We start from the raw sequence: 25,404 nt of genomic DNA, 5'->3' as shown, positions 1-25,404 counted from the left end.
TGGTGTCAGGGGAGGTGTGTCAGATTGCCTTCCGCTCCCACCGCCCGCACGTCCAGCCGCTTCATGCGGCGATAAAGGTTGGGGCGATCGGTCTGCAGGCGGCGCGCCGCCTCGGAGATGTTGCCGCTGGAGGCGGCGAGCGCGCGCGCGATGAGGAGGCGCTCGTAGTCGTCGAGCTGTTCGCCGAGCGAGCGATCCAGCCCCGACGGGTCGGGGAGCGTGGCGCGCTCCGGCGCGGCCAGCGGGGCATCCTCCACCGCGATCACGCGCCGCACGTCGTCCACGTGGATCGGTTGCCCCGCGTGCAAGATGATGAGGCGCTCGACGATGTTGCCCAGTTCGCGCACGTTGCCGGGCCAGCGATAGCGCGTAAACAGCTGCAACGCGTCGTCGTCCCACTCCGGGAGGCGATGGCCGGTGCGCAGTCGCGTGAGCGTGGCGAAGTGCCGCACGAGGAGCGGGATGTCATCCGGCCGCTCGCGCAGCGGCGCCAGCGCCACCGGAATCACGTTGAGGCGGAAGAAGAGATCCTCGCGAAAGACCCCATCGCGCACGGCGCGCGGCAGGTCCTTGTTGGTCGCCGCCACCACGCGCACGTCCACCGGGATCGGCTTGCCGCCGCCGACGCGTTCGATCTCCCGCGCCTCGATGGCGCGCAGCAGCTTGGCCTGCGCCTCGCTTCCCAGGTCGCCCACCTCGTCGAGGAAGAGCGTCCCGCGATGCGCCAGCTCGAAGCGTCCGATGCGGCGCTCGGTGGCACCGGTAAAGGCGCCGCGCTCATGCCCGAACATCTCGCTCTCCACCAGGTCGCGCGGGATGGCGGCGCAGTTCACGCGCACGAACGGGCGGTCGCGCCGCGGGCTCCCGGCGTGGATCGCCGCCGCGACCAACTCCTTCCCCGTCCCCGATTCTCCCGAGATGAGGACGCGGGCATCGGTGGGGGCAATGCGCTCGATGAGTGCGCGCATCCCCTGCATTGCCGCGCTCCCGCCGATCATCTCCCCCGCCAGCCCCAGGTCGGCGCGCAGCACCTGCGCCTCCCGCTTCGCCAGCCGCAACTCCAGCGCCGAGCTGAGCGAGAGCAGCACGCCCTCCGGCGTGAGCGGCTTCTCGAGGAAGTTGAAGGCCCCGAGCTTGGTGGCGCGCACCGCATCGGCCAGCCCTGCCTTTCCGCTCATCATCACGACCGGGAGGTCGGGGTGCCGGTCCCGCAGCGCCCCGAGCACGGCAATCCCGTCCATCGTCCCCGGCATCATCAGGTCGACGAGTGCGACGTCGGGCTCGGCCTCGGCGGCGAGTGCAACGCCCGCCTCGCCACTCGCCGCCTCGCGCACTTCGTATCCCTCCGACGTGAGCAGCGCCCCCACCATGCGGCGGATGTTCGGCTCGTCGTCGACGATGAGGATGGTGGGCATGCGGGGCGGACGGGAGACGGGGGAGGGGGAGGGGGGAGGGGGAGGGGGAGGGGGCGGGGGGAGCGGCGTTGCGGCCGGCGGAGTGCGCCGTCAGCCGCCGGCGCGGCGGTCGACGGGAATGGCTTCCTTCTGTGCGCCCTGCGGCCACTGCTCCATCGCGTTAGGGGCGGGGAGGGCCCGCATCTCGCTCATCAGCTTGTTGGTGAAGCGCTGCCCCTCGGACACGCGCTCCACCTCGATGGCAATCGCATCCACGCCCTGTTCCAGCCGGTCGAGTCGTTGGGCGAGGTCGGCGGGGATGGCTGGCGATGGCCTCGCTCCGCGACGGTCGAGCCAGCGGGCAAAGGCGCGCGCCAGCGGAACTCCGATGGCGACTACTGCCACCGTCGTGAAGAACATCGCCGTCATCGCGACCGCTTCGCGCGGAATCACCTCCACGTCGGGCGGCGGCGGTGGCGCGGTGGTTCCCGCGATCGTGGCCGGAGGGCCGCCGCGCGCCATGTCGAGTTGCACCTGCAGCGACGACAGGCGCTGTTGCGCCGCTTGCAGCTGCTCGGTGATCGCGTTCTCCTTGGCGTCCGAAAGCCCGGGGACGAGTTGTTGCGTGAGCTTGTCGATCGCCACGCGCTCGGCCGTCATCTGTGCCGTGATCGCGTCGATCATCGCCTGTGACGCCTGCGGTGACGCCACGACGGGCGCCGCCGGGGCCGGTGCCCCCTGTGCCGCGGCGCGCGCGTCGTTGACCGCATCGCGCACCGCTTCCCGCACCGCATCCTGCACCACGCCGCCAACGTCGCCTTGCAGCTCGCCGCCGTGCGCGGCGCCGGAGACGGGAAGGCTCGATGAGGAGTAGATCGTCGGGTGTGACATGGGCGTGTCCCTTCAGCTGGACTGGTTGGGCGGGAGCGACTTGCCCGCGCCGGGGAGCCGCTCCGCCAGCACCTTGGCCGTGAAGCGCTGCGATTCCGACATCCGTTCCATTTCGACGGCGATCGCGTCGATGGCCTGCTCGAGACGTTGCAGCCGCAGCTCGCTTTCCGGATTCGCTCCGGCGCGCAGCTGGTCGCGGGCGTTGGCGCGATTGGCGATCGTCTTCACGACCGTGATGATCGTCCCGCTGATCGTGCCCAGGATCACGGCGGCCATGGCGACATCGGCGCCCGTCGTCATCAGCATGCGCTCGCCTCCCTACGGACGGCGCGGCTCGCCAGCCGCAACGCCGCTCGCGGCGCCGGCGCCAAGGCTGGCCGGCTCCTTCGCCCGCTCCGACAGGAGCTTGGTCACGAAGCGCTGCCCCTCCGAGATGCGCTCGACTTCCACCGCCATCGCCTCGATCGCCTGCTCGATGCGGTCCAGGCGCTGCGACGTGTCGCCGTGCGACGGCATCAGCGCCTCGCGGTCCATCATCCGCATTCGCTCGCGCGACTTGATAGCCGTCGTGACGATCGTCGTGATCATGATGAACGCCCCGAGCGGGACGAGGATTCCGGGATCCATCAGGCTACCTCGGGTGGTGCAGGTGAATGGGACGCGACGCTGGCGAGTGGTGGCGTGACCGGGAGCACGAAGGCGATCGTCGTCCCCACGCCGGGAGTGCTCTCCGCGTGCACCGACCCATGATGGGCGAGAATCGTCTGCCGCGCGATGGCGAGCCCCAGCCCCGTTCCTCCCGCCTTGTGCGTGACGTAGGGGTCCCAGATCGACGCCAGAAGCGTCGGGTCGATCCCCTTGCCGCTATCGGTCACCGCAAGTCGAAGCGCCTCGCGACCGTTGAGCGGCGCCGACCGTTCCACGCGCACGCGAATCGTGCCCGGCATCTCGCGGCCATGGCAGGCATCCACCGCATTGAGGAGGACGTTGCTCAGCGCGCGCTGCAGCGCATCGTGGTGACCCATCACCAGCGGGAGTCCGTCTTCACACTCCACCGACACCGTGAGCCCCGGTGGAACCGACGCCTGCGCCGTATATCGCGCGAGTTCGGCCAGGTCGACCTCGGCGGCGGGCCCCGATGGCAGCCGGCCAAACTGCGAAAAGGAGCGCGCCAGCATGTCGAGCCGGCGCGTTTCCGTCTCCAGGACCTCGATCGCGTCGCGCTGTGACTCGCTGGCGTCGCGCCGCAGGCGGGCGACGGCGAACTGGATGGGAGTGAGCGGGTTCTTGATCTCGTGCGCCACGCGCTGCGCCGTTTCGCGATAGGCGCGCAGTCGCTCGGCCTCCACCGCGCGATCGCGCCCCAGCGCCAGTTCGCTCGCCATGGAGCGCATGCGATCGCGCAGCATCCCGAACTCGGGCGCCCCGCGTGCGGCGTCCCCATCGGGGAGTGGCGCGCCGCGCTCGATGAGGCCCGTCCACCCCACCAGCTCGTCGAGCGGGCGACTCATCTGCCGCGACAGGTGCCCGGCCACGCGCGACGCCGCCACCCAGAGCACCGCCAGCGTGATGAGCGCGCTGACGACGACCACCGGCACAAGGCGCGTGGCCAGGAAGCGAAAGCGGCGAGCCTGGGTCACCGACTCCTCGAGTTCGAGTTCGTGTGCGCGCAGCGCCTGGCGCTGCGCGGGCGAGAGCGGCGCGCGCCTGACGGCCCCCACCGCCGCTCGCCCCGACTCCGCCAGTCGCTCCCACGCCGCGCTCCCCGAGACCAACGGGAGCGTGCGAGTCGCCACCACCCCCCACACCAGCGTCAGCGCGAGCGCCGGCACCAGGGCAAAGACCGAGAGGATGGCGAAAAGGCGTGTGCGGAATCCGGGCGATTTCACGTACGAGTGACGGGGGATGCGGTTTCGGATAAGCTACGGGATTTCCCGTCTCCCGTCTCCCGTCCCATGCAAACCCACACCAACTACCTCACCTTCAACACGAAGAAACGCCAGGAGATCATCGACATCACCGACCAGGTGGAGGCATGCCGAGCCGCCGCCGCGATCCGGGAGGGATTTGTCCTGGTGTCGGCGATGCACATCTCGGCGTCCGTCTTCGTGAACGACCACGAATCCGGGCTCTGGCACGACATCCTGCGCTGGCTCGAGGAGCGCATCGCCCCCTGGAGCCCCGAGGCGTATCGCCACAACGATACCGGGGAGGACAACGCCGCCGCGCACCTTCGGTCGCTCACGGTTGGGCATGAGGTGATTGTCCCGGTCACCGCCGGGCGGCTGGACCTGGGCCCGTGGCAGCGCGTCTTCTACGGCGAGTGGGACGGCCAACGCCCCAAGCGCGTGATCGTGAAGGCGTTGGGCGTGTAGGGGCACGCGGGAGGGGGAGGGGGAGGAGGAGGGGAGCGGGCGCAACGACTCCGTCGGGGGGTGGCTAACCGTTTGCGGGCATTCGCATTACATTTCTGCGTCCAACGGTCGTGCCACCTGACGGGGGTTGGGGATCCCAGGCGATCCATCCCCGGTGGGCGGTGCCGGCGAAGTTGTGCGACATCGGTGTCTCCGCGACCGCGTGGGGAGTCGGTGCGCGCGCAGCCCGTCACCCGGGGGACCTGGCGTAACGAGCGGACTGCGGCCCAGTGGGTCGCGCCGTCGGCGCCCGAGTCATTCGCCCCACGCGCGGCATAGCGCGCGACGGAGCGGCACCCAAACCATGGGCGCCAAGCGCCCGCACACCGTTTTCACCACATGATCGCTCGTACCCCACGGCACGCCGCTCCGCGCGCGCCGATCGCCCCGTTGCACCGGGGCCCGCAGGCGCTGCCGCAGGGAGCTGCGGCCACGTACGGCGCCCCCATCCAGCACGCGCCTAACGCCGCGTTGCTCATCGACTTCGACAACGTCACGATGGGGATCCGCTCCGACCTGGCCAGCGAGCTTCGCTCGCTCCTCTCCTCGGACATCATCAAGGGAAAGGTCGCCGTCCAGCGCGCCTACGCCGACTGGCGCCGCTATCCGCAGTATATCGTCCCCCTCGCCGAGTCCTCGATCGACATGATCATGGCCCCGGCGTACGGCTCGTCGAAGAAGAACGCCACCGACATCCGCCTCGCGGTCGATGCGATGGAACTCGTCTTCACGCGCCCGGAAATCGGGACGTACATCCTCCTCTCCGGCGACTCCGACTTTGCCTCGCTGGTGACCAAGCTCAAGGAGTACGGCAAGTACGTCATCGGCGTCGGCATTCGCGAGTCGTCGAGCGACCTGCTCGTCATGAACTGCGACGAGTACTACAGCTACAACGCCCTTGCCGGCCTGGTGAAGGCCAGCGAGGAGGACGTGCACAAGTGGGACCCGTGGGAGCTGGTGGTCGAGGCCATCGGGCGCATGAAGAAGAACGGCGACGTGATGCGCTCCGATCGCCTCAAGCAGGTCATGCAGGACATCGACGCAACGTTCGACGAGAAGAACTACGGTTACTCGAAGTTCTCCAAGTTCGTCTCCGATGCCTCCGAGAAGGGGCTCGTCACAATCACCAAGCTCGAGAACGGCCAGCTCGAAGTCGGCCCCGCCGACACGGCGCCGGCAGCTGCATCGCAGGGCGAGCGCCGCGCCGCCCCGGATGAGGAAGGCGCGAGTGCGCGTGACGCCCGCGAAGGGCGTGAGGACCGCGGCGCGCGTCGCGGGCGTCGCGGTGGACGCGGGCGCGGACGCGATCGCGACGATCGTGGTGAGCGCAGCGACCGTGGTGAACGCAGTGAACGCGGCGAGCGCGCAGTCGCGCTCGTGGGTGACGGCCCTGCCGCTCCAGCCGCTCCCGTGGAATCGGCCGACGAGAGCACGCCGGAGACTGCCTCCGAGGCGCGGCAGGAGTCGCGCCCCGAGGCGCGGCAGGAGTCACGGCACGAAGGGCGGCACGAATCGCGTCGCGACCGTCGTCATGACGGGCGCGGCGACCAGCGCTCCGAGCCCCGCAGTGACGCTCGCGGCGAAGCCCGCGGCGAGACCCGCGGCGAAGCGCGCAGCGAGCCGCAGGTGTCAGGCGGCGACGAGATCGGGCGTGCCGGCGAGCGCCTCACGCGTTCGGAGGCCTTCGACCTCGTGAAGCGCGCGGCGACGGCGCTCGTCTCGGGCGACCAGGCGGTGCCGGCGCGTGCCGTGCGCGCCAAGTCGTTCGAGCTCCTCGGCCGGGACAGCGAGAGCCTGAGCGAGCGCATGTTCGAGCGCATCCTCAAGGACGCGCACGATCAGGAAGTCATCGACCTGCGGCGTCGCGGGAACGACTTCGAGGTCTCGCTCCCGGCGGCGGTCGCCCCCGTGAGCGAGCAGTTGAATCGCGCCGCAGCGGCGCACGCCGCGGCGGCGGCCGCCGCGGCTCCGCCAGCTGCACCGGCGCCGCGCGGCATGGTCCCGCGTGGTGCGCCGGCTCGCGGCGGGCGTGGGCGCACCCCGGCGGGCCCCCCGCCGGAGCTGCTCCTCGTTGGAGTCGTCGAGGATGTGGCACCGGCGGCCGCTCCGGCGCCGGTGGCGGATCTGGTCGACGAGCCGGCGACCTTGCCCCAGGCCGATGCGCCCAAGGGGCGCGGCGCGCGTACGCCGAAGGCCAAGGCGAAGGAAGCCGCCAAGCGCCCCGCCAAGGCGGCAAAGGAGGCCAGGGCGCCGAGGGCCGCGAGCGCGCCCGCGGCCAAGGCGGCGCGCGGTGCCCGAGGCGGGAAGGCCAGGAAGGCCGCCGCGAAGTGACCGTCCGGGCTAACGCCCCGCAGCAAGCGAACGCCGCGTCCGGGATGCACCGGGTGCGGCGTTCGCCGTTGGTGCCGCTCCCTCGACACTTCTACGACCGCGACACGGCGCTCGTCGCGCGCCAACTGCTTGGCGCCATTCTCGAGTGCCGGCACGACGGCGTCACGGCGCGGGGACGCATCGTCGAGGTCGAGGCCTACCTGGGGCCGCACGACCCGGCCTGCCACGCCGCCGTTGGACAAACCGCGCGCAACCGGCACCTGCACGGCCCGCCGGGCACCGCCTACGTGTATCGCATCTACGGGATGCACTGGTGCGTCAACGCCGTCACGCGCGAGGCGGGACATGGAAGCGCCGTCCTCGTCCGTGCCCTGGTCCCGCTCGCCGGGCTCGCCGCCATGGAGCAACGACGCGGCACCGGGCACGCATCATCGCTCGCCAACGGCCCGGGCAAGCTGTGTCAGGCGTTAGGCATCGGCGGCGCCCACGACGGCACATGCCTCGATCGCGGCCCACTGCGCATCCTGCGCCCCGCGACCGGCGAGGGAGCCACGCCGCTGCCTGACGAGTCGATCGTCGTCACGCCGCGCATCGGGATCTCGAAAGCCGCCGAGTGGCCGCTGCGCTACGCGCTGGCCGCCGAGCCGCATTGCTCCCGAACGCCGCGGAGCTTCGCGCGCTACTCCGTGCACGAGGCCGACGAGTGGCTGCGCCGGCGCGCCCTGCGGTGACGCGAGCCAACGCGCGCGCTCACGCCAAACCTTCACCGGCCAGCATCGACTGCACCGCATCGAGCAGCGCCTCCGTGCTGAACGGCTTGTGCAGCAGGCGCGTGCGACGGTCCAGCGCGAGGCGCGACGAATCGATGTCGAGGTAACCCGAGATGAAGAGGATTCGCACGTCGGCACGCCGGCGGCGAAGCTCCTGCGCCAGTTCGCGCCCCCCCATCCCCGGCATCACCACGTCCGACACCACGAGGTCGATCCCCGAGCACGTTGCGTCCATCAGCGTGAGCGCCTCGTACGCGTCACGCGCGGCACGCACCGCGTAGCCCGTGCGTTCGAGGACGCGCGTCACGAGGTGGCGCACGGAGGGATCGTCCTCCACCAGCAGGATCACCTGCGCGGCGCCCCCCGCCGTTGGTGCGACGATGGCCGTTCCTCCCGACGGTGACGACACGGCGTCGCGCGTCGCGGCCACGCGCGGGAAGAAGAGGCGGAAGGTGCTTCCTCGCCCCGGTTCACTCTCCACCGTGATCGTGCCGCCGCTCTGCTGCACGATCCCATACACGGTTGCCAGCCCGAGCCCCGTCCCCTTGCCCTGCGGCTTCGTGGTGAAGAACGGCTCGAAGATGCGCGAGCGCACCTCGGCGGTCATCCCCGTCCCTGTGTCGCGCACCACCAGCGAGACGTACTCGCCCGGTGAAAGCCCCATGGCCGCCCCCTCGGTGCTCGTCAGGCGCACGTTGCGCGTGTCGATGGTGAGCAATCCGCCCTCGGGCATCGCGTCGCGGGCGTTCACCACCAGGTTCAACAGCGCCTGTTGCACCTGGCCGGGATCGGCGCGTACGAGCCCCAGGGCGTCGCCCGGGACCGTCAGCAGCGCGATGTCCTCGCCAATCACGCGACGCAGCATCTTCTCCACGTCGCGCACCAGGCTGTTGAGGTCCAGCTCCCGCGGCTGCAGGAACTGCTTGCGGCTGAAGGCGAGGAGCTGGCGCGTGAGCGTGCTCGCCCGCTCGGCGGCGTCGCGAATCTCCGTCACCTCCTCCACGCGCTCATCGCCATGCGCCAGCGTCTCCAGCAGCAGGTCCACGTTGCCGCGGATGGCCGTGAGGATGTTGTTGAAGTCGTGGGCAATGCCACCCGCCAGGCGCCCCACGCTCTCCATCTTTTGTGCCTGGAGCAGGTTGGACTCCAGCTCCTTCAAGTCGGTGACGTCGAGGAAGATACCGTTCCACCGGATCACCCCCTCCGGGCGCTCCGTCTCCGGATAGCCGGTCCCGCGCACCCAGCGCACCTTGCCGTCGCGGTGCCGGATGCGGATGTCGAGACGCCACGGCTCGTTGGTCGACGCCGACTGCATCGTCGACTGGATCACGAGGTCGCGCTGCTCCGGGGCGATCGCCTCCCAGACATTCTTGAAATCCCCCACCGCGTCTTCAGGCGCAACGCCGAGCAGCTCGCGCACCCCTTCCGAGACGTAGGTGAAGCGCATCTCACCGGAGGGAGAGAGCGAGAACTGGTACACCGCCCCCGGGAACGCCTGCGCGATGTGGCGCAGCTGCTCCTCGCTGGCCTGCAGCGCTCGCTCGGTGCGCACGCGCTCGGTCTCGTCGGTGACCGTCTGCACGACCGTCGACACTCGCCCGGCCTCGTCGCGCAGCGGTGCGGCACTCACCCTGATGCGACGCGCTTGGCCACCGGGCAACTCGATCGTCAGCGGGACGTCGAGCACTGGGCGCCCGCTCCTGAGAACGCGGGCCAGCGGGCGCTCGGCCGGCCCGATAACTCGTCCCTCCGCATCGCGCGTGACCCACGGGACCTCGCCCGACGCCGCCTGCATGAGCTGCTCCCGCGGCAGGCCGATGATCTCCACCAACCGCTGGCTCACGAATACCGGGCGCGAGGTCGCCGCATCGAGCGCGATGATCCCCGACGAACTCGTGGCCAGAATGCCGTCAAGCAGGTCGCGCTCCGCCTCCATGGCATCGACCGCGCGACGACGGGCGGTGACGTCGCGCAGGATGAGTTGCGACGTGCCGTCGGGAAAGGCGCGCGCCGAGAGTTCGCCCACGAAGGTGGAGCCGTCGGTGCGCACCAGCTCGCGCTCTGCCAGCACGCCCGTCGATGAATGGCGCGCTTCCCTGAGCAGGCACGGCGGCACCGAGGTGCCACCGGGAGGTGCGACCGGGCGCAGCAACTCGGTGCACGCCACGCCGATCATTGCATCTGGCGACCACCCCAGGAGCTCCGAGGCGCGCGCGTTCGCCAGGGTGCAGCGCCCGTCGCTGCCGAAAACCAGGATGGCGTCCGACGCCTCGGTGACGAGCACGCGGTAGCGCCACTCGCTTTCGCGCACCTCGCGCTCGCGCTGCACGAGGCGCTGCCGTTCGCGGCGCATGCGCCCCTCGATGCCGGCGGCTCCGAGTGAGAGTGCGAGCCCGATCGTGAAGCGCATCACGTCGGCGAGGTCGGATATCGCCAGCGATTCGCGCGGCGCCAGGAGGAAGTACGAGGTGGCTGCGTACGCCGACACGATCGTGATCGCCGCCGGGCCAAAGCCACCGGCCACGAAGATCCCGACCACGACCGCGCAGTTGCCCACGAAGTAGACCGACTGCGGCGACTGCGGGCCGTAGACCTTGACCGCCGCAATGGCCAGCACGCCCAGCGCCGTGCCCACCAGGTAGCGCAGCAGCAGGTGTCGCTGCGCCGCGGCTCCCCCGGCCGCCGCGAGGGCGGGGCCTGCCGTCTCGACGGCGGCGCTCGTCGCGCGCCCCGGAGGGTGCTGGGCCTCGCTGCGGCGCTCGGCCGCTCCTGCGTCGGGTGTGGTCACGCTACGATCCAGCTTACCGGTCGCCGACGCCGGACGCAACCGCACCGGGCGCGCGCCTGCCCGGGAGGCGTGCTGGCGCTGGGAGTCGTTAGGGAGATTGGAATTTGCTCAACTTCCATCACCCAAACGTGGCGCGGGAGCCAGTCCCGAGGGGACCGGCTCCCGCGTTCGCCCTGCGTCGACCCCGATTCAGGGGAGTCGTTCGATCGCACTGAGGAGGTTGAAGCGAAGGCCCGCTTCGAACACGAAAGTGTTCGCCGCACCGTTGATGAGGAAGTTGTTGCGCGTGGGGAGCGTCGCCGCCTGGGCAAAGAGCGCCACGCGTTGCAGCTGGTACTGCGCCCCCAGCGTGAAGCGCGCCGACACGCGGCTGCTCTGGTTATCCACCTCGAGCAGCACCGCCTCCTGCGCGTCGGTGCTCGTGTACGTCCCCTGCGGCTCCGCGTTCTGGATCACGTTGATCGAGAGCCCCAGCCCCGCGTAGGGGCGAAGGTTCCCGTAGTGGAGCGGGAAGAAGAACACCCCCGCGCTGTAGCTGCGCAGGTCGCCGATGCTGACCGCGCGCGCCGAGCCGGCGGCCGTCGGGTCGTAGACCGCGGCCGTGTTGTCGAAGAACGCCTGGTCCACGCCGATCGACAGCGCGATGCGCTTGCGCGTGATGAGCCACTCGCCGCCGACCGTCGGCGCGCTCACCTTCTCGTTGCCCGAGGCACCGGTCGTGATCATGGTCGAACCGCCCTTGATCCCCCAGAACCACGAGTTGTCGAAGTCGCGCGGCGACTGCGAGCTGGCCTGCGCACCGGCGATCATGGGAACGACGGCGGCGGCCGCGAGGGCCAGACGGAACGTGCGAACGATGCGCATACGCAGAGCCTCGGGAAACGCGCGGAGTGATAGGCAGCGTCACCCGGGCCAAGCTCCGGCGGGCAACGCGTTGAACGACAGCGTGAACGGGTCGTGTCGCGCCAGGACGCCAGCGTCCCGCACCGACACCGAGGCGCGCGAGCAAGCAGCGTCCGAGCGCACCCCGTAACTCATGTCAGGGACGAGGACGACGCCTCGCTGGTCACGCCGACGTCGCTTCCCGTCATGCCGATGCCCCCATTGGTGATGTAGGGCACGCCGCGGAGGTGCCGGGGTGGGGGAGGGGGGGGCGCACGGCGGGGCGCGCCTGGCGGACTGGCCAGCGATGAGGCCATCGCATACCGTGTCATCATTCCCACAGCGAGACTCGCCGTCCTTGTACTCCACCTGCCTGTACTGCAATACCTCGCTGGGGAGCAACGAGGTCGTGGAGCACTTTCCGGTCGGGCGGCGCCTGGCCTTCGACCCGGCGCGCGGACGGCTCTGGGCCGTGTGCCCGAGCTGCGCCCGCTGGAACCTCACCCCGCTCGAGGAACGATGGGAGGCGATCGAGACGTGCGAGCGCCTCTTCCGCGACACGCGCCTGCGCGCCTCGACCGACCACATCGGGTTGGCCAGGCTGCGCGAAGGACTCGAGCTCGTACGCATCGGCCAGCCGCAACGCCCGGAGTTCGCCGCGTGGCGCTACGGTGAGGTGTTCCGGCGACGACGCCGGCGGACGCTGATCCTCACCGCAATCGGCGGCACCACGATCGGGGCGCTGCAACTCGCCGCGCAGGACTTCATGCTGGCCTGGTGGGTCCTTCTCCCGGCCCTCTCCAACGCACACAACGCGATCGACGCCTTCCTCCTCGGGCGCGGCAAGATGCGCAGTGTCGTTCGCGTCACGACGGAAGACGGATCGGCGGCGACGGTGCGCGGAAAGCACGTCGACGACGCCATGCTACTGCTCAACGACGACGGAAGTGGCTGGCGCCTTCGCGTCGACCATCGCAAGGGGTTCACCGTGCTCGAGGGCGATGCCGCCTCCCGCACGCTCGGTCGGCTCCTGGCTCACACCAACTACGCCGGAGGCAACCGCAAGTCCGTCGACAGCGCGGTGGCCCAACTCTCCCTTGCGCGCTCGGCCGATGAGTTCATCCTTCACTACGCAAAGCGCGTGAATCGCGAGTCGCACTACACGAGGCGATCGCCGCCCAAGCGTGACCCCGAGTCGCTCGGCGGGCAATCGGCAGTTGATCGCCTGGCGCTCGAGATGGCCCTCCACGAAGAAACCGAGCGCGCCGCCATGGAAGGCGAACTCTCCGCCCTCGAGGATGCGTGGAAGGAAGCCGAAGAGATCGCCGCCATCGCCGACAATCTCCTGCTCCCTTCCGCCATCGCAGAACGCCTCGGCATCCTGCGCTCGCCCCCCCCAGACTGACGAGAAGGAACCGACCCCAGGTCGCCACCCTCTCGTCTTCTCGTCCTCTCGTCTTCTCGTCTTCTGTTCTTCTCAAGCCAGCCCGAGCTTCCCCCCCACCTTCCGGAACGCCCGCACGGCGAAGTCGATGTCGTCGCGCGAGTGCGCCGCCGAGATCTGGCATCGCACGCGCGCCGTCCCGTGCGGTACCACGGGGAACCCGAACCCAGTCACGAACACCCCCTCGGCGAGCATCAGTTCGCTCATCCGGATTGCAGCCGCGGTCTCACCGATGATGATCGGGATGATCGGAGTCTCACCGGCCAGCGGCTTGAACCCCGCCTCGATGATCTGCTCGCGGAAGTAGCGCGCGTTGTCGCGCAGACGTTGCACCCGCTCGGGCTGGGACTCGATCACGCGCACCGCCTGCAGCGCGCTCGCCGCAACCGTGGGGGGAAGAGCGTTGGAGAAGAGCTGCGGGCGCGAGCGCTGTGTCAGGATGTCGCACAGCGCCGCGGAGCCGGCCACGAAGCCCCCCGCCGCGCCCCCCACCGCCTTGCCTAACGTCGACGTGATCACGTCCACCTCGCCCAGCACGCCGAAGTGCTCCGCCGTCCCGCGCCCGCACGTCCCCAGCACCCCGGTGGCATGCGAGTCGTCCATGATGACGATGGCGTCGTGGTCGCGCGCCACCTGCAGTATCTCGGGGAGCCTGGCGATGCTCCCCTCCATCGAGAAGACGCCGTCGGTCCAGATGAGCCGCCGCTTGGCGCCTTTGTTCGCCTCGAGCTTGGCGACCAGGTCGTCCATGTTCGAGTGCTTGTAGACCGCCGTCGTGCACTTGGTGATGGCCTTGGCCAGGCGAATCGAGTCGATGATCGAGGCGTGGTTCAGCTCGTCCGAGATGACGAAGTCCCCTTCCTCCACCACGGTCGCCGTCAGCCCTTCGTTGGCGTTCCAGGCCGAGACGTACGACATCGACGCTTCCGTCCCGACAAAGCGCGCCAACGCCTGCTCCAGCTCACGATGCACCGTGAACGTCCCGCAGATGAAGCGCACGCTCCCCGTCCCCGCGCCGTACTTCTTCAAACCGTCAATCCCCGCCTGCACCACGCTCGGCTCGTCGCACAGCCCGAGGTAGTTGTTGGAGGAGAGGATGAGGATCTTCCCCCGCCCCTCCATCTCCACCCACGCCGACTGCGGCGAGTCGAGGTAGTTGAGGCGCTTGTAGACCTTGTCGACCTTGAGCTGCTCGAGGCGCGCCTCAAGGTCGCCCGTGAATTTCGCGTTACCCATTCTCGTCTTCTCGTCCTCTCGTCTTCTCGTCTTCTGTCGTCCCTAGCCGACCTCAAAGACAACCTTCCCCGCGTCGCCGGCCTTGATGGCGTGAATCGCCTCGTCGTAGCCCTCGAGCGGGAAGCGGTGCGTGATGACCGGCGTGGGATCGAACTTCCCCGAACGCAGGAACTGCGACATCTGGATCCAGGTGTCGTACATGCGGCGCCCGATCACGCCATACACGGTAATCCCCTTGAAGATGATCTCCGTGGCGAAGTTCACCTCCATGGGCCGCGCGGGAATGCCGAGCATCTGCACGCGCCCGCCGACGCGCACTTCCTTGAACGCCTGGTGGATCGCCGCAGGGACGCCGCTCATCTCGAGGACGACGTCGACGCCCAGTCCATCGGTCGCGCGCTTCACCGCTCCCTCCACCTCCGACGGGTGCACCGCATCGTGTGCTCCCATCGACCGCGCCAGCTCGAGCCGGCGAGGATTCACGTCGCTCGCAATCACGCGCGACGCCCCCGCCGCCGCACAGATCCCCACGGCGAAGATTCCGATTGGTCCGCATCCGGTGACGAGCACCGTCGCGCCGGGGATCTCGGTTCCATGCAGCGCCGTGTGGAAGGCGTTCCCCATCGGGTCGTGGATCCCGCCAATCTCGTAGGGGATGCTCGCATCGAGGTGCCACACGTTCGTCGCCGGCATCGCGATGAACTCGGCGAAGCAGCCGTCGCGATCGACCCCGATGATCTTCGTGTTGGGGCAGACGTGCGAGTTGCCCGTGCGACACAGGTGGCAGCGCCCGCAGACGATGTGTCCCTCGGCCGTGACCCGATCGCCCACGGCAACGTCGCGCACCAGCGAGCCCACTTGCACCACGTCGCCGGCGAACTCGTGCCCGACGGTGAATGGCGGCTTGCAGCGATTGCTCGCCCAATCATCCCATTCGTAGATGTGTACGTCGGTCCCGCACACGCCGGCGCGCCGAACCTCGATGAGTACTTCGTCGTCGCGAATGGTCGGGACAGGGACGTCCTTGAGCGTGAACCCGGGGCCGGACGCGGCTTTAACGAGAGCTTTCACAGGAGCAGAAGACGAGAAGACGAGAGGACGAGAGGACGAGAGAAGATCGTCGCTCGGGGCGGGAGGCCGGCGCGCCCGATGGAAAATGAACTCGCCATCACCAGCCCCAGCAAGCGGTAGTTCCTCGTCTTCTCGTCCCCAGCCTTCGCTGGGGCAGGCTTCTCGTCCTCCCGACTTCTCAGACGAGCGAAGAGATCTGCCCCCCGTCCACCTGGATCGCCGTCCCCGTCACGAACGAGGCGCGCTCGCTGGCCAGGAAGGCGACAACCGCGGCGAATTCCCTCGGGTCGCCGGAGCGCCCCATCGGGATCCCCCCCTGTCGCGCCGCCAGCACCTCCTCGATCGGGCGCTGCTCGCGCGCTGCGCGCATCTGCGCCAGCTCGATGGCGCGCGCGGTGTCGAAATGTCCCGGCATCACGGTGTTCACCAGCACGCCGTCCTTCGCCACCTCGTTGGCCAGCGTCTTGGCGAAGCCTAACAAGCCGGCGCGGGCGGTGTTCGACAGCAGCAATCCCTGGATCGGCATCTTGGCTGCCATCGAGGTGAGGAAGAGGACGCGCCCCCACTTTCGCTGGCGCATTCCCGGCACCACCGCGTGCGCCAGACGGATCGACGCCATGAGGTTGGTGTTGAGCGCAGCCTGGTAGTGCTCCTCGCTCGTCGATTCGAACAGCGTCGACGGTGGGCCGCCGGCATTCGCCACGAGGATCTCGACCGGGCCGATGGTTTCCGTCACCTCGGCGACGATGCGCGCCGGCGCGGTCGCGTCGCTCACGTCGGCGCCGATCGTGTGGATCTTCCCGTACGTGCGCCCGGCGATCGCCGCGGCCTGCTTGTCGAGTTCGTCCTTGCGGCGAGCGACCATCACCACGCTCGCCCCTTCCTGGCTCAGCTCATTCGCGATGGCGAGGCCGAGTCCGCTCGATGCCCCGGTGACCAGGGCAACCTTGTGTTTGAGTCCGAGGTCCATGCGGGGAAGAATGCACCGCTGCGCCGGGCACTGCCAGCTCGCCTGGGCGTCCGCGACTCATGGCGCTTGCTTCACCGTGACACTCTGCCAGTCGCTCGCCATCAGCTGCTTCCCGATCCAGTAGCGCGCACGAAGGCGCACGGTCTGCGTTCCCGCTGGGCGGTTCACGCGAGACGGGGCGTAGCGCGCGGCGCGCCACTCCCGCGACCACGTCGTCGATGCGCCCGGCGCGAGCCGTACCGTCTGGACGTAGGCGGCACAGAGGATGAGTTCGACCCTCGGGTCGATCCGCTCGCCGGCCGCATCCTGGACCTCGAAGACGTCGAATGGGCAGGTGTTGCCCTGGTAGGTGATGGTCGCGTCGCTCGTGTTGGTGAGCGTGACTTTCAGGGGAAGCAGGTCGCCCTCGGTCACTGTCGTTGTCGTCAGCTGCAGCCGCATTGCCTCGGTCCCGAGGATGCTCTGCGACGACGCCGGTGAGAGGTCGAGGATCGTGCCGCACGCCGCGTTGCCCGCGCAGAGCGCCAGCGTGGCGAGAGTCGATCGCAGGGGAGGGACTGCGCGCATCGGGGACACCAGGGTTGAAGGGGGGCGCGTGCCGGATGTCGAACGGGGGCGGCGCGCGCCGCGATCGTTCCGCATGTACGACGCGCGACGCACGCGCGTCTAGCACACTGCGCCCTTGTGACCGTCGGCGTCGAGGGCATCCAGCCGCGGCGCCTCATGCCCCGCGACGCGTGCCGTTTCTCCTGCGGCGCGAGGCCGGCGCCGGGGGGGGGCGAGGGTGCGTACTCGTTAGGCACGCGGTGGCTCGGCGCGTCTCGCGAAACGAATGACCTGTGGTCTCGATATTGCGCAACACGAAGGGCATTCATATATTCGCGTCCAGCACCTATCGCGTGTGCGCGAGGAGAAGGCGTGGTACCATCACGAATCGAGTGCCTCCACAACGCAACGCTCCAGGAAACCTCGCCGAGTCGGGTCACGCTGTTGACCACTGCACTCGCCCGGGGGCGGTTCGCCTCCCCTTCGAGTCTCGCCACTCCCTCGGTGAGCGCCACGCATCCCCGCAAAGAGCCGATGAACTCTCGTCGAGCGACCATCGCGATGCGACGAAACCCTCCACATCTCTCGCGGTCCTGCGCGCGCGCGTTGCACGTGCGTCTTTCCTTGCACGATGACGCGCGGCCCTCAGAGAGTCGCAGTCGCACCATCTCGCAGCGCGCGTTTGATGTACGCCATGTTGAAAAGCTCGCCCTCTGCTTTACGAGTGCGGGTGATGTGATATAGATTGCGCGCGACTTGAAACCAGTCGTCTTGTCAAGTCGTCCATTCGAAGGTTGCACGACATCACGAATTCTACCGTTGGTGTTTTCGACATAGCGCTGCTGTTAGGCGCGAAGGACCAGCCGGATGCGAATGCGCCGGTTGCTGCCGACCGATCCACCGGGGGATCGGACCGGTGATCCACACCAGACCAGGAGATACTCTCATGGCTGCGAAGAAGAAGACTGCCAAGAAGGCCGCGAAGAAGACCGCGAAGAAGGCCGCCAAGAAGACCAAGAAGCGGTAGTTCTTCGAAGTCTCGAAACAACAAGAAAGCCGGCGCGATCGTTGCGCCGGCTTTCTTGTTTCCCTGCTCTGTGTCGTCTCGATCGATCGGGCTGCGGGGCTCCGTTGCCGAATCGCCCCGCCCTGACTGGTCGCCCTACGCGGCCTTCGGTTCCGTCGCCGCTGGCTCGTTTTCGGGGACCTCGCCCCAGACGTATGCCCACACCCGCGGCGGCGGCTCCGCGCGGCTCCCGCGCGAGATCACGATGCCGATCGGTTCCTCGAGTACGACGCCTTGGCCCTTCTCCGTCATCCCACTTCTCCCCTTCATATAGTAGATGCGTTCTCTCGTGCGATCGGCCGCAGCCGGCGAGAACGGTTCGCCGAATGCGGCCGGTCTGCGAGGCCATGGAGTCGCCTCACATCTTACCGCAAAGCACTCCGCATGCCACCTCCCGCCATCAGGAGCGCTCGGCGCAAGTCATTGATATAAAAGGTGTTATAGAGAAATCGCCGCCCGGGGGGCGGCGACGAATGTAGCCAAATGACACGTCTTCTTCTGACACGCCCGTATCGTCGCGTGTCGCCAAACTCTTCTATTGAGTCAGGTCGTTCAGGCGCTGGGACGCTCGTTTCAGGCGACGTTCTTCCGCGCGAGGAAGGTCCGCGACGAACTCTCATCGCGTACGATGGAGACCTCCCAGCCGCGATAGCGCGCGCGCAACTCGTCCACCTCGACGGCGGTGTGTCCCGCGGCCAGCGTTTGCACGAGGTGAACGCCACCGTCGAGCGTGGCGCTCTTGAGGATCTCGATCACGCGCTCGCGCTCGCTCACCGTGAGGCGGTCGAAGGCGGCCGGGGAGCAGACCACGGCGTGGAGCGGCGCCTCGGGATACCACTCGCCGAGCCCGGTGACGCATCCGTTTACGCGCGAGGTGAGCCCCACCACGCCGGCAGCCGCAATGACCTTCTCCACGACCTCGGGGTCGTCCTCCACCGCGGTGACCTGGCAGCCGTTGGCCGCGAGGTACAGTGCGGTACCTTCCTCGCGGGCGCCGACGACCAGCACATGGGCCTCGGCGTCCGATGGGATTTCCCGCACGATGGGGGCGTCGGCGCTGAGCCCCCATCGCTCCGGGCGCCGGTACTCGGCGATGAGCTTCAGGCGACGGCGACGCCAGCCGGCATACGAGGGAATCCTGAGCCGGTTGCGGATGATCCGGTCGACCTCGGCCCAGATGAGGATCTCATCGAAGGCCACCTGCTCCGACGCCCGAAGGTTCGCCACCGCCTCGTCGCCGATGCGCAGGATGGTCGAGCGGGGAATCGAGTCCTTGTAGTTCTCGATTTCCTGCTCGACGAAGCACTCGTACTCGTGCTTGAGCGATCGTTGCGGTTGATGAGACACGATGCATTCACGCCTGTTAGGCTCGGACCAAACCTACGGACTCTCGTAAGGCGCGCAAGTGCTTTCGCCATTCACTCGTTAGATTTGTTGCTGCCTGACGAGCCTCGCATGCCTCATCGCTCCCTCGATCGCGCCTTACGAGTGCCGCCTGCGTGCCTGACGAGCGCCGGTCGCTCACCCGTGACGCGCGCCGCACGTGCCTGACGAGTCGCCCTCACGAGTCGCTCCCACGAGTCGCCCTCACGAGACTTCCCGCCCCCCATGACCTCCCTGCGACCTGTAACCGACGGCATCACCTGCGGTGACCTCCTCCACCTCGGGCGTGCGGAAGCCATCGCCGTGTACCTCATGGAATCGCCCGACGGCCTCGTCGTCGTCGATCCGGGACCGTCCTCGTGCCGTGAGGCGCTCGAGCAAGCCATTCGCGACGTCGGCGCGCGCACCAGCGACCTGCGCCACGTCCTCCTCACGCACATCCACCTCGACCATGCCGGGATCACCGGTACCCTGGCGCGCGAACTCCCCGACCTGCGCGTACACGTGCATGCGCGTGGCGCGCCGCACCTGACGGACCCGTCCCGCCTCCTCGACAGCGCCCGGCGCATCTACCAGGGGGAGATGGAACGCCTGTGGGGGGCGTTCGAACCCGTTGCACCTGAACAGCTCATTGTCCTGGCCGGCGACGAACGCCTCTCCATCGGCGGACGAAGGCTGCGGGTGGCCTACACACCGGGGCACGCCTGGCATCACCTCTCGTACCTCGACGAGCAGTCCGGCGTCGCCTTCGTGGGCGACGTGGCCGGCGAAGCCTCGCAGCATGGAACTCCCGCGCTCCCCGCCGCGCCGCCGCCCGACATCGACCTCGAGACCTGGAAGCCCTCGCTCGACCTCATCGCCGCGTGGGGGCCGGAAGCCCTCCTGCTTACGCACTTTGGGCCGGTGCGCCATGTCGTGGCCCACCTCGACGCCCTCTGGGATCGCATCATCTCCTGGAGCCTGGCCGTCCGTGCCTCCCTCGGCACCGGGAGCGACGACGATGCCCGCGCCGACGCCTTCGCCGACGCCGAACTGGCGCGCCTGACGAGTGCCCTCACCCCCGAACAGGCGCGCCACGTCGACCGCGAGACGATACGCTCGTCGTGGTTCGGCTTGGCGCGCTACTGGCGCAAGAAGGCCGCTGCCCCTGCCTGACGAGCGCCGAGCACGTGCCCGAGCTTCCGGAGGTCGAGCACGCGGTTCGCGTGGCGCGCGATGCCTGCCAGGGCAAGCGCCTCCGCGCGGTGCGGGCGTTGCACGCGTCGCAGCGTCGATCGCTGCCTGACGAGATCGCGAATGCACTGACGGGCGACACCGTCGTCGCCATCGACCGGCGTGGCAAGCACCAGCTCCTCCGGCTGGCCAGCGGGCGCACGCTGCATGTGCACTTCCGCATGACGGGCGACTGGCGCGTGGCCACGGTCGACGACAGCGCGTCACGCACCACGCGCGTCGTGCTCGACTTCGAGGACGGAACGCGACTCGCGCTCGATGATGCGCGCGCGCTGGCCACCGTCGCCGTCGTCTCCCCGGGCGTGGATCCCTGCCCGGATCTCGGTCCCGAGGCCACCGACCCTGCGTTCAACGCCGAGTGGCTGGCGCATCGGCTGGCACTCCGGCGCGGCCCCATCAAGCCCGCGCTCCTCGATCAACGCCTCGTCGCGGGCATCGGCAACATCTACGCGTCCGAGTCGCTGTGGTACGCGCGCATCGATCCCCGGCGCGCCGCGAATCGGCTCCGCCAGCTGCAGTACCGGGCGCTGGCCGCGGGAGTCAAGCGCGCGATGCAGAAGGCGCTCGAACGTCCGGAGCGCTACTACGGCGCCCTCGCCGTGAGTGACGCCGTGCGCTTCAACGTGTACCAGCGCGACGGCAAGGGCTGCCGCCGCTGCCGCTCGCCGATCACCCGCCTCGTGCAGGGCGGGCGCAGCACCTACTATTGCCGCCAGTGCCAACGGTGAGCGGCGGGGGCGGTGTTGCGTGTCCCGCCGCCCACCGCGTCACCACGCGATGCCGTAGTCCTCGCCGTGGTTCGACGCGGCACCCCACAGCGTTCCGTGCCGCCGGTCGAGCCAGATCGCGGTGATGGGGCCCGACGTCAACCGCTCCACCTCGAGCGTGTAGCCCATGCGCTGCAGCTCGCGGCGTGTCCAGTCGGGCACCGACTCCGCCAGCAGCAATCGCCCGGGACGCGACTCATGCGCGCCGAACGACGAGCGCATCTGGAACGAGTTGATGTTCGGTGCCTCGGCCGCTTCCTGAGGCGTCATCCCGAACTCCACCGTGTTGAGCAGGAACTGCAGGAGGTTCTGGTCCTGCGAATCGCCCCCCTGCACGCTGAACGCCAGGTAGGGTGCGCCATCCCGGAGTGCGAGCGAGGGCGTGAGCGTCACGCGCGGGCGCTTGCCCGGGGCAATCACGTTGAACGGCCCGTCGCCCGGATGCGTCACGAAGCTCTGCGCGCGTTGGCTCAACCCGACGCCGGTGCGCCCCGCGATCACCGCCGGTATCCATCCGCCGCTCGGCGTCACCGAGATCACCCACCCCGCCGAATCGGCCGCCTGGATCGACGTCGTGCCGGCGTAGAACGCATCGTCGGGCGACATGGGCGGTTCACCGTCGCCGCTCACGCGGTCCTGCTGCCCGCTTTTGGGGAGCTCGGCGGGTGCCCCGGTCACGCTCCACGCGTCGAGCAGGGCGCGAAACGGATTCGTCGCCCCCTGGAACGGGTACGGGTCGCCCGGCCGGATCGTGGCGTCGTTGCGGTCCGCCTTGAGCTGCGCATAACGAGAACGGGCGTACGCCTTGGACAGGAGCCCCTGCATCGGCTCTGCCGGCTCGAACGCGGGGTCGCCGTAGTAGAAGTCGCGGTCGGCGAAGGCCATCGACATGGCCTGGTACACCGTATGGATGTAGCGCGACGAGTTGAAGCCCATCGACTTGAGGTCGGCGTTCTCGAGGATGTTCAGCGCCTGCAGCAACGCCGGCCCCTGCGTCCACTGTTGCAGCTTGTAGACCTCGACCCCGCGATACGTCGTCGAGAGCGGTTCCTCGATCTTCACTTTCCAGTTTGCCAGGTCCTCGCGCGTGAACAGCCCCCCTTCCTCGCGAACGCCGCGCACGATCTCATCGGCGATGTCGCCCTTGTAGAAGCGATCATAGGCGGCATAGATCGCCTCCTTGCGCGACTTGCCGCCCCGCAGCGCGTTGCGCTCCGCCTCGACGAGCTTCCGCAACGTGGCGGCAAGATCCTTCTGGACGAAGATCTCGCCGGCCGCCGGCGCCTCGCGCGCGTCGCCGAGGTGCGGAAGCATCACGTCGCGTGAGTACTTCCACTGCTTGAGACGTCCCTTGTTGGACTCGATCGAGTTCGCGCCCTGCGCCTCGATGGGATACCCATCCGCCATCTGGATCGCCGGCGACAGGACGTCGGCCAGCGACAGGGTGCCGTACTCGGCAAGCATCGTCATCAAGCCACCTGGCGTGCCCGGAGTGACGGCGGCCAGCGGCCCGAACTCCGGCGGCGTGTTCATGCCACGCGATCGATAGAACTCCGCCGTCGCCCCGCTTGGTGCCACGCCCAGGGCGTTGATCCCGATCACTTTCTTCAGTTTGGGGTGATAGATCAGCGCCTGCGTCTCTCCTCCCCAACTCAGCACATCCCACATCGTCGTGACGGCGGCGAGCATGGCGCACGCCGCGTCGACGGCATTTCCGCCTTTCTGGAAGGTCATCGCGCCGGCCGTCGCGGCGAGTGGCTTGCCGGTGACCGCCATCCAGTGCCGGCCGTGCAGCGGTGGCTTCTGTGTGCGCTGGGCGTCGGTCGGCGAGGCGAGCAGCACGATCGCGACCGCGACGACGTTCGCCAGGCGCGCGAGGGTTGGGAGTGAGCGGAGCGACATGGATGCGGGGGGAGGAGGCGGTGTTGCCGAATGACGGAATTGGTCGGCCTCACGACGATGCCACATGGAACGTCCCAGCGCCATCGGCGCTCACGCCTCAGGTGTCGTGCGCCTCGAGGATCGCTCCCTTGAGGTAGCCCGTCTCGGGGATCGTGATCACCTCGGGATGGTCGGCGGGCTGCACGCAGAGTTCGCGCAGCGTGACGCGGCGGGCGCTGTCGGCGGCGGCGCCCTGCAGCATCTCGAGGAAGTGCGATTTCGTGAGATGATAGCTGCAGCTGGCGGAGAACATCACGCCGCCGGGCGCCAGGAGCCGGAGCGCGCGGAGGTTGATCTCGTGATATCCGCGCAGTGCGGCCGCGAGCGACGGGCGGTTCTTGGCGAAGGCTGGCGGGTCGACGACGATCGTGTCGAAGCGCTCGCCGGCGCGTTCGCGTGCGCGCAGCTCGTCGAAGGCGTCGGCCTCGACGAAGGAGATGTTGGATCGTCCGTTGAGCCGGGCGTTCTCGCGCGCCCGTTCGAGCGCCGCGGCCGAGACGTCGAGCGCCACGACCTCGTCGGCCCTCGCCGCCAGATGCAACGCGAAGGAGCCGTGATACGCGAAGCAGTCGAGCGCGCGTCCGCGGGCCAGCGCGCCGATGCGGTGCCGGTTCTCGCGCTGGTCGAGGAAGGCGCCGGTCTTCTGTCCCGTCCACGGGGCCGCGAGGTACTTCACGCCATGCTCGTGGACCTCGATCTCCTGCGGCACGTCGCCGAGCAGGAGCGACGTCTCGCGCGGCAGTCCCTCTCGCTCGCGGACGGCGCCGTCATGTCGCGCGAGGATCCCCTCGCATCCCGTGAGCGAGCGCAGCGCGTCGACGATGTGTTGGCGGTGCGCCTCCAGCCCGGCACTCATCAGTTGGACCACCAACCAGCGGTCGTATCGGTCGCAGGTAAGCGAGGGGAGTCCGTCGCCCTCGCCGTGGACCAGTCGACACGCGGAACTGCGGGTCAGGATCTCGCCGCGCCGTGCGATCGCCAGTTGCAGGCGTTCTTCCCACCACTCGCGCGTCAACGCGGGGAGGGGGCGCCGGTCGACCATGCGGAGCGAGATCTCGGAGTTCGGCGACCACAGCGCCGTACCGATGGCTCGGCCGCGGCCATCCTCGACGCGCACCGCGCCCGCGGCGGAGGGCGGGAATCGGACGACGTCGCTCCTGAAGATCCAGGGGTGCCCTTGGCTCCAGCGCGTGGCGCCGCGGTTGGAGACCACGGCGAGGGCCAGGTCCGCGGCGGGACTCATGGAGAAGTCCTTGGCGGAGCCGGCGGAGCCGGCGGCGCGCGGCGGCTGCGTGGCGCGGCCGTGGGCTGCGCGGCGGTGGTCGGGGGACATGTTGCGATAAGGTAGCGAACGCCGGGCGAGCGTTCGCGAGGCGGGCTCGTCGTCGATTGGCGCGCTGTCGTGTGCGGCGCGAATGGAAGGGGGGAATTCCCGTGGTGGGCGAGGGGCGCAGGGGTTGATATGCGTCCGCGGTCTATGTACAATTCGCGCCCTTTCGCTACCGGCACTGGACATCGCGTGAGCGGTCCGGCGGTGGTGCAGAGGTTGGAGTTGTCATGAATGCCGCGCGGCGACTGCCGGCGGATGCTGATTGAAAAGTGAAGGTAGGGAAGATCGTGGGAAGTGAATCCTTACCGCTGATGACCTGCGCGAGCGGGTTGTTGGCGGCGAGATTGCTTGATCACAAGCAAGATCTGAAGTAGTAGATCGCGCGTGCTCTGCTTGACGGAGAATGGGTCAAGCGAGCGAAAGCATGTGGGGGATGCCTGGGCACACAGAGGCGAGGAAGGCCGTGGTAAGCTGCGATAAGCTCGGGGGAGTGGCACACACGCGGTGATCCCGAGATGGCCGAATGGGGCAACCCGGCGGGCGGTGACGTCCGTCATCCTGGGCGACCGGGAAGCGAACCCTGGGAACTGAAACATCTCAGTACCGGGAGGAAGAGAAATCAAACGAGATGCCCGGAGTAGCGGCGAGCGAAAGGGGCAGAGCCTAAACCGGTCTCCTTGCGGGACCGGGGTTGTAGGACCCACGGACGGAGCCAGTTAACGACGCGAAGTCCCCTGGAACGGGGCGCCAGAGACGGTGACAGCCCGGTAGTGGAAGAGCGCTGGCCCAGTGGAGTTCCTGAGTAACGCCCGACTCGCGAAATCGGGCGTGAAGCTGGGGGGACCACCCTCCAAGGCTAAAGACTCCTGTGTGACCGATAGTGGACGAGTACCGTGAGGGACAGGTGAAAAGCACCCCTGGGCGGGGAGTGAAAGAGATCCTGAAAC

20 protein-coding genes and 1 rRNA gene are annotated in these 25,404 nt (G+C 68.8%); 7 read left to right on the top strand and 14 right to left on the bottom strand.

Going from position 1 to position 25,404, the window contains the following annotated elements:
* Positions 1–5 precede the first annotated feature (5 nt).
* From IT359_17770 to IT359_17750, 5 genes are all read right to left on the bottom strand, one after another.
* Positions 6–1,415, bottom strand: a complete 1,410-nt coding sequence (locus IT359_17770) for a sigma-54-dependent Fis family transcriptional regulator (GenBank protein MCC6930843.1) — start codon at positions 1,413–1,415, stop codon at positions 6–8.
* Positions 1,416–1,505: 90 nt separating this feature from the next.
* Complete coding sequence (locus IT359_17765; GenBank protein MCC6930842.1) at positions 1,506–2,285, bottom strand: hypothetical protein; 780 nt, start codon at positions 2,283–2,285, stop codon at positions 1,506–1,508.
* A gap of 12 nt (positions 2,286–2,297) precedes the next feature.
* Positions 2,298–2,591: a hypothetical protein gene (locus IT359_17760; protein ID MCC6930841.1), complete on the bottom strand. Its 294-nt coding sequence runs from the start codon at positions 2,589–2,591 to the stop codon at positions 2,298–2,300.
* Positions 2,592–2,603: 12 nt separating this feature from the next.
* Positions 2,604–2,912, bottom strand: a complete 309-nt coding sequence (locus IT359_17755; GenBank protein MCC6930840.1) for a hypothetical protein — start codon at positions 2,910–2,912, stop codon at positions 2,604–2,606.
* Positions 2,912–4,174, bottom strand: coding sequence for a hypothetical protein (locus tag IT359_17750; GenBank protein ID MCC6930839.1), 1,263 nt, complete (start codon positions 4,172–4,174; stop codon positions 2,912–2,914). Before IT359_17750 ends, IT359_17755 begins: the two co-directional genes overlap by 1 nt.
* Before the next feature lie 66 nt (positions 4,175–4,240).
* On the opposite strand from IT359_17750, the gene IT359_17745 reads away from it, so the two are divergent.
* From IT359_17745 to IT359_17735, 3 genes are all read left to right on the top strand, one after another.
* Positions 4,241–4,660: a YjbQ family protein gene (locus tag IT359_17745; protein MCC6930838.1), complete on the top strand. Its 420-nt coding sequence runs from the start codon at positions 4,241–4,243 to the stop codon at positions 4,658–4,660.
* A 378-nt stretch (positions 4,661–5,038) separates the two neighbouring features.
* Positions 5,039–7,030 (top strand): NYN domain-containing protein, encoded by a 1,992-nt coding sequence (locus tag IT359_17740; protein MCC6930837.1) that lies wholly within the window; start codon positions 5,039–5,041, stop codon positions 7,028–7,030.
* 44 nt (positions 7,031–7,074) lie between these two features.
* A complete protein-coding gene (locus IT359_17735; protein MCC6930836.1) occupies positions 7,075–7,761 on the top strand; it encodes a DNA-3-methyladenine glycosylase in 687 nt (228 codons plus the stop codon).
* 19 nt (positions 7,762–7,780) lie between these two features.
* Here the strand turns inward: IT359_17735 and IT359_17730 are convergent, their stop codons facing one another.
* Both IT359_17730 and IT359_17725 read right to left on the bottom strand, forming a co-directional pair.
* The gene (locus IT359_17730; GenBank protein MCC6930835.1) at positions 7,781–10,588 is read right to left on the bottom strand and encodes a PAS domain S-box protein; all 2,808 of its coding nucleotides are present in this window, start codon (positions 10,586–10,588) and stop codon (positions 7,781–7,783) included.
* Positions 10,589–10,777: 189 nt separating this feature from the next.
* Positions 10,778–11,452, bottom strand: coding sequence for a hypothetical protein (locus tag IT359_17725; protein MCC6930834.1), 675 nt, complete (start codon positions 11,450–11,452; stop codon positions 10,778–10,780).
* Between the two features lie 376 nt (positions 11,453–11,828).
* On the opposite strand from IT359_17725, the gene IT359_17720 reads away from it, so the two are divergent.
* On the top strand, positions 11,829–12,875 hold the full coding sequence (locus tag IT359_17720; protein MCC6930833.1) for a hypothetical protein: 1,047 nt from the start codon (positions 11,829–11,831) through the stop codon (positions 12,873–12,875).
* Between the two features lie 72 nt (positions 12,876–12,947).
* Here the strand turns inward: IT359_17720 and IT359_17715 are convergent, their stop codons facing one another.
* The 5 genes from IT359_17715 to IT359_17695 form a co-directional block, all read right to left on the bottom strand.
* Positions 12,948–14,150, bottom strand: coding sequence for a glycine C-acetyltransferase (locus IT359_17715; GenBank protein ID MCC6930832.1), 1,203 nt, complete (start codon positions 14,148–14,150; stop codon positions 12,948–12,950).
* Positions 14,151–14,192: 42 nt separating this feature from the next.
* Entirely contained in the window at positions 14,193–15,221 is a 1,029-nt protein-coding gene (tdh, locus tag IT359_17710; GenBank protein ID MCC6930831.1) for an L-threonine 3-dehydrogenase, read from the bottom strand.
* A 178-nt stretch (positions 15,222–15,399) separates the two neighbouring features.
* The gene (locus IT359_17705) at positions 15,400–16,191 is read right to left on the bottom strand and encodes an SDR family oxidoreductase (protein MCC6930830.1); all 792 of its coding nucleotides are present in this window, start codon (positions 16,189–16,191) and stop codon (positions 15,400–15,402) included.
* Positions 16,192–16,248: 57 nt separating this feature from the next.
* Positions 16,249–16,758 (bottom strand): hypothetical protein, encoded by a 510-nt coding sequence (locus tag IT359_17700; GenBank protein ID MCC6930829.1) that lies wholly within the window; start codon positions 16,756–16,758, stop codon positions 16,249–16,251.
* A gap of 1,618 nt (positions 16,759–18,376) precedes the next feature.
* Positions 18,377–19,150, bottom strand: coding sequence for a hypothetical protein (locus tag IT359_17695; GenBank protein MCC6930828.1), 774 nt, complete (start codon positions 19,148–19,150; stop codon positions 18,377–18,379).
* 261 nt (positions 19,151–19,411) lie between these two features.
* Here IT359_17695 and IT359_17690 point away from each other — a divergent pair, with 261 nt between their 5' ends.
* The gene (locus tag IT359_17690; GenBank protein MCC6930827.1) at positions 19,412–20,341 is read left to right on the top strand and encodes an MBL fold metallo-hydrolase; all 930 of its coding nucleotides are present in this window, start codon (positions 19,412–19,414) and stop codon (positions 20,339–20,341) included.
* Positions 20,342–20,355: 14 nt separating this feature from the next.
* Entirely contained in the window at positions 20,356–21,147 is a 792-nt protein-coding gene (mutM, locus tag IT359_17685) for a bifunctional DNA-formamidopyrimidine glycosylase/DNA-(apurinic or apyrimidinic site) lyase (protein MCC6930826.1), read from the top strand.
* A 39-nt stretch (positions 21,148–21,186) separates the two neighbouring features.
* On the opposite strand, the gene IT359_17680 is transcribed toward mutM, so the two are convergent.
* Both IT359_17680 and IT359_17675 read right to left on the bottom strand, forming a co-directional pair.
* On the bottom strand, positions 21,187–23,088 hold the full coding sequence (locus tag IT359_17680) for a gamma-glutamyltransferase (GenBank protein ID MCC6930825.1): 1,902 nt from the start codon (positions 23,086–23,088) through the stop codon (positions 21,187–21,189).
* Between the two features lie 97 nt (positions 23,089–23,185).
* Entirely contained in the window at positions 23,186–24,460 is a 1,275-nt protein-coding gene (locus tag IT359_17675) for a class I SAM-dependent rRNA methyltransferase (GenBank protein ID MCC6930824.1), read from the bottom strand.
* 403 nt (positions 24,461–24,863) lie between these two features.
* Between IT359_17675 and IT359_17670 the strand changes: the two genes are divergently transcribed.
* Positions 24,864–25,404, top strand: a 23S ribosomal RNA gene (locus IT359_17670); the annotation flags it as partial.

This window comes from Gemmatimonadaceae bacterium, assembly GCA_020852815.1.
Lineage (GTDB): Bacteria > Gemmatimonadota > Gemmatimonadetes > Gemmatimonadales > Gemmatimonadaceae > SCN-70-22.
Note: the sequence above shows the minus strand (reverse complement) of the source record. Positions and strands in the feature narration are given on the sequence as shown.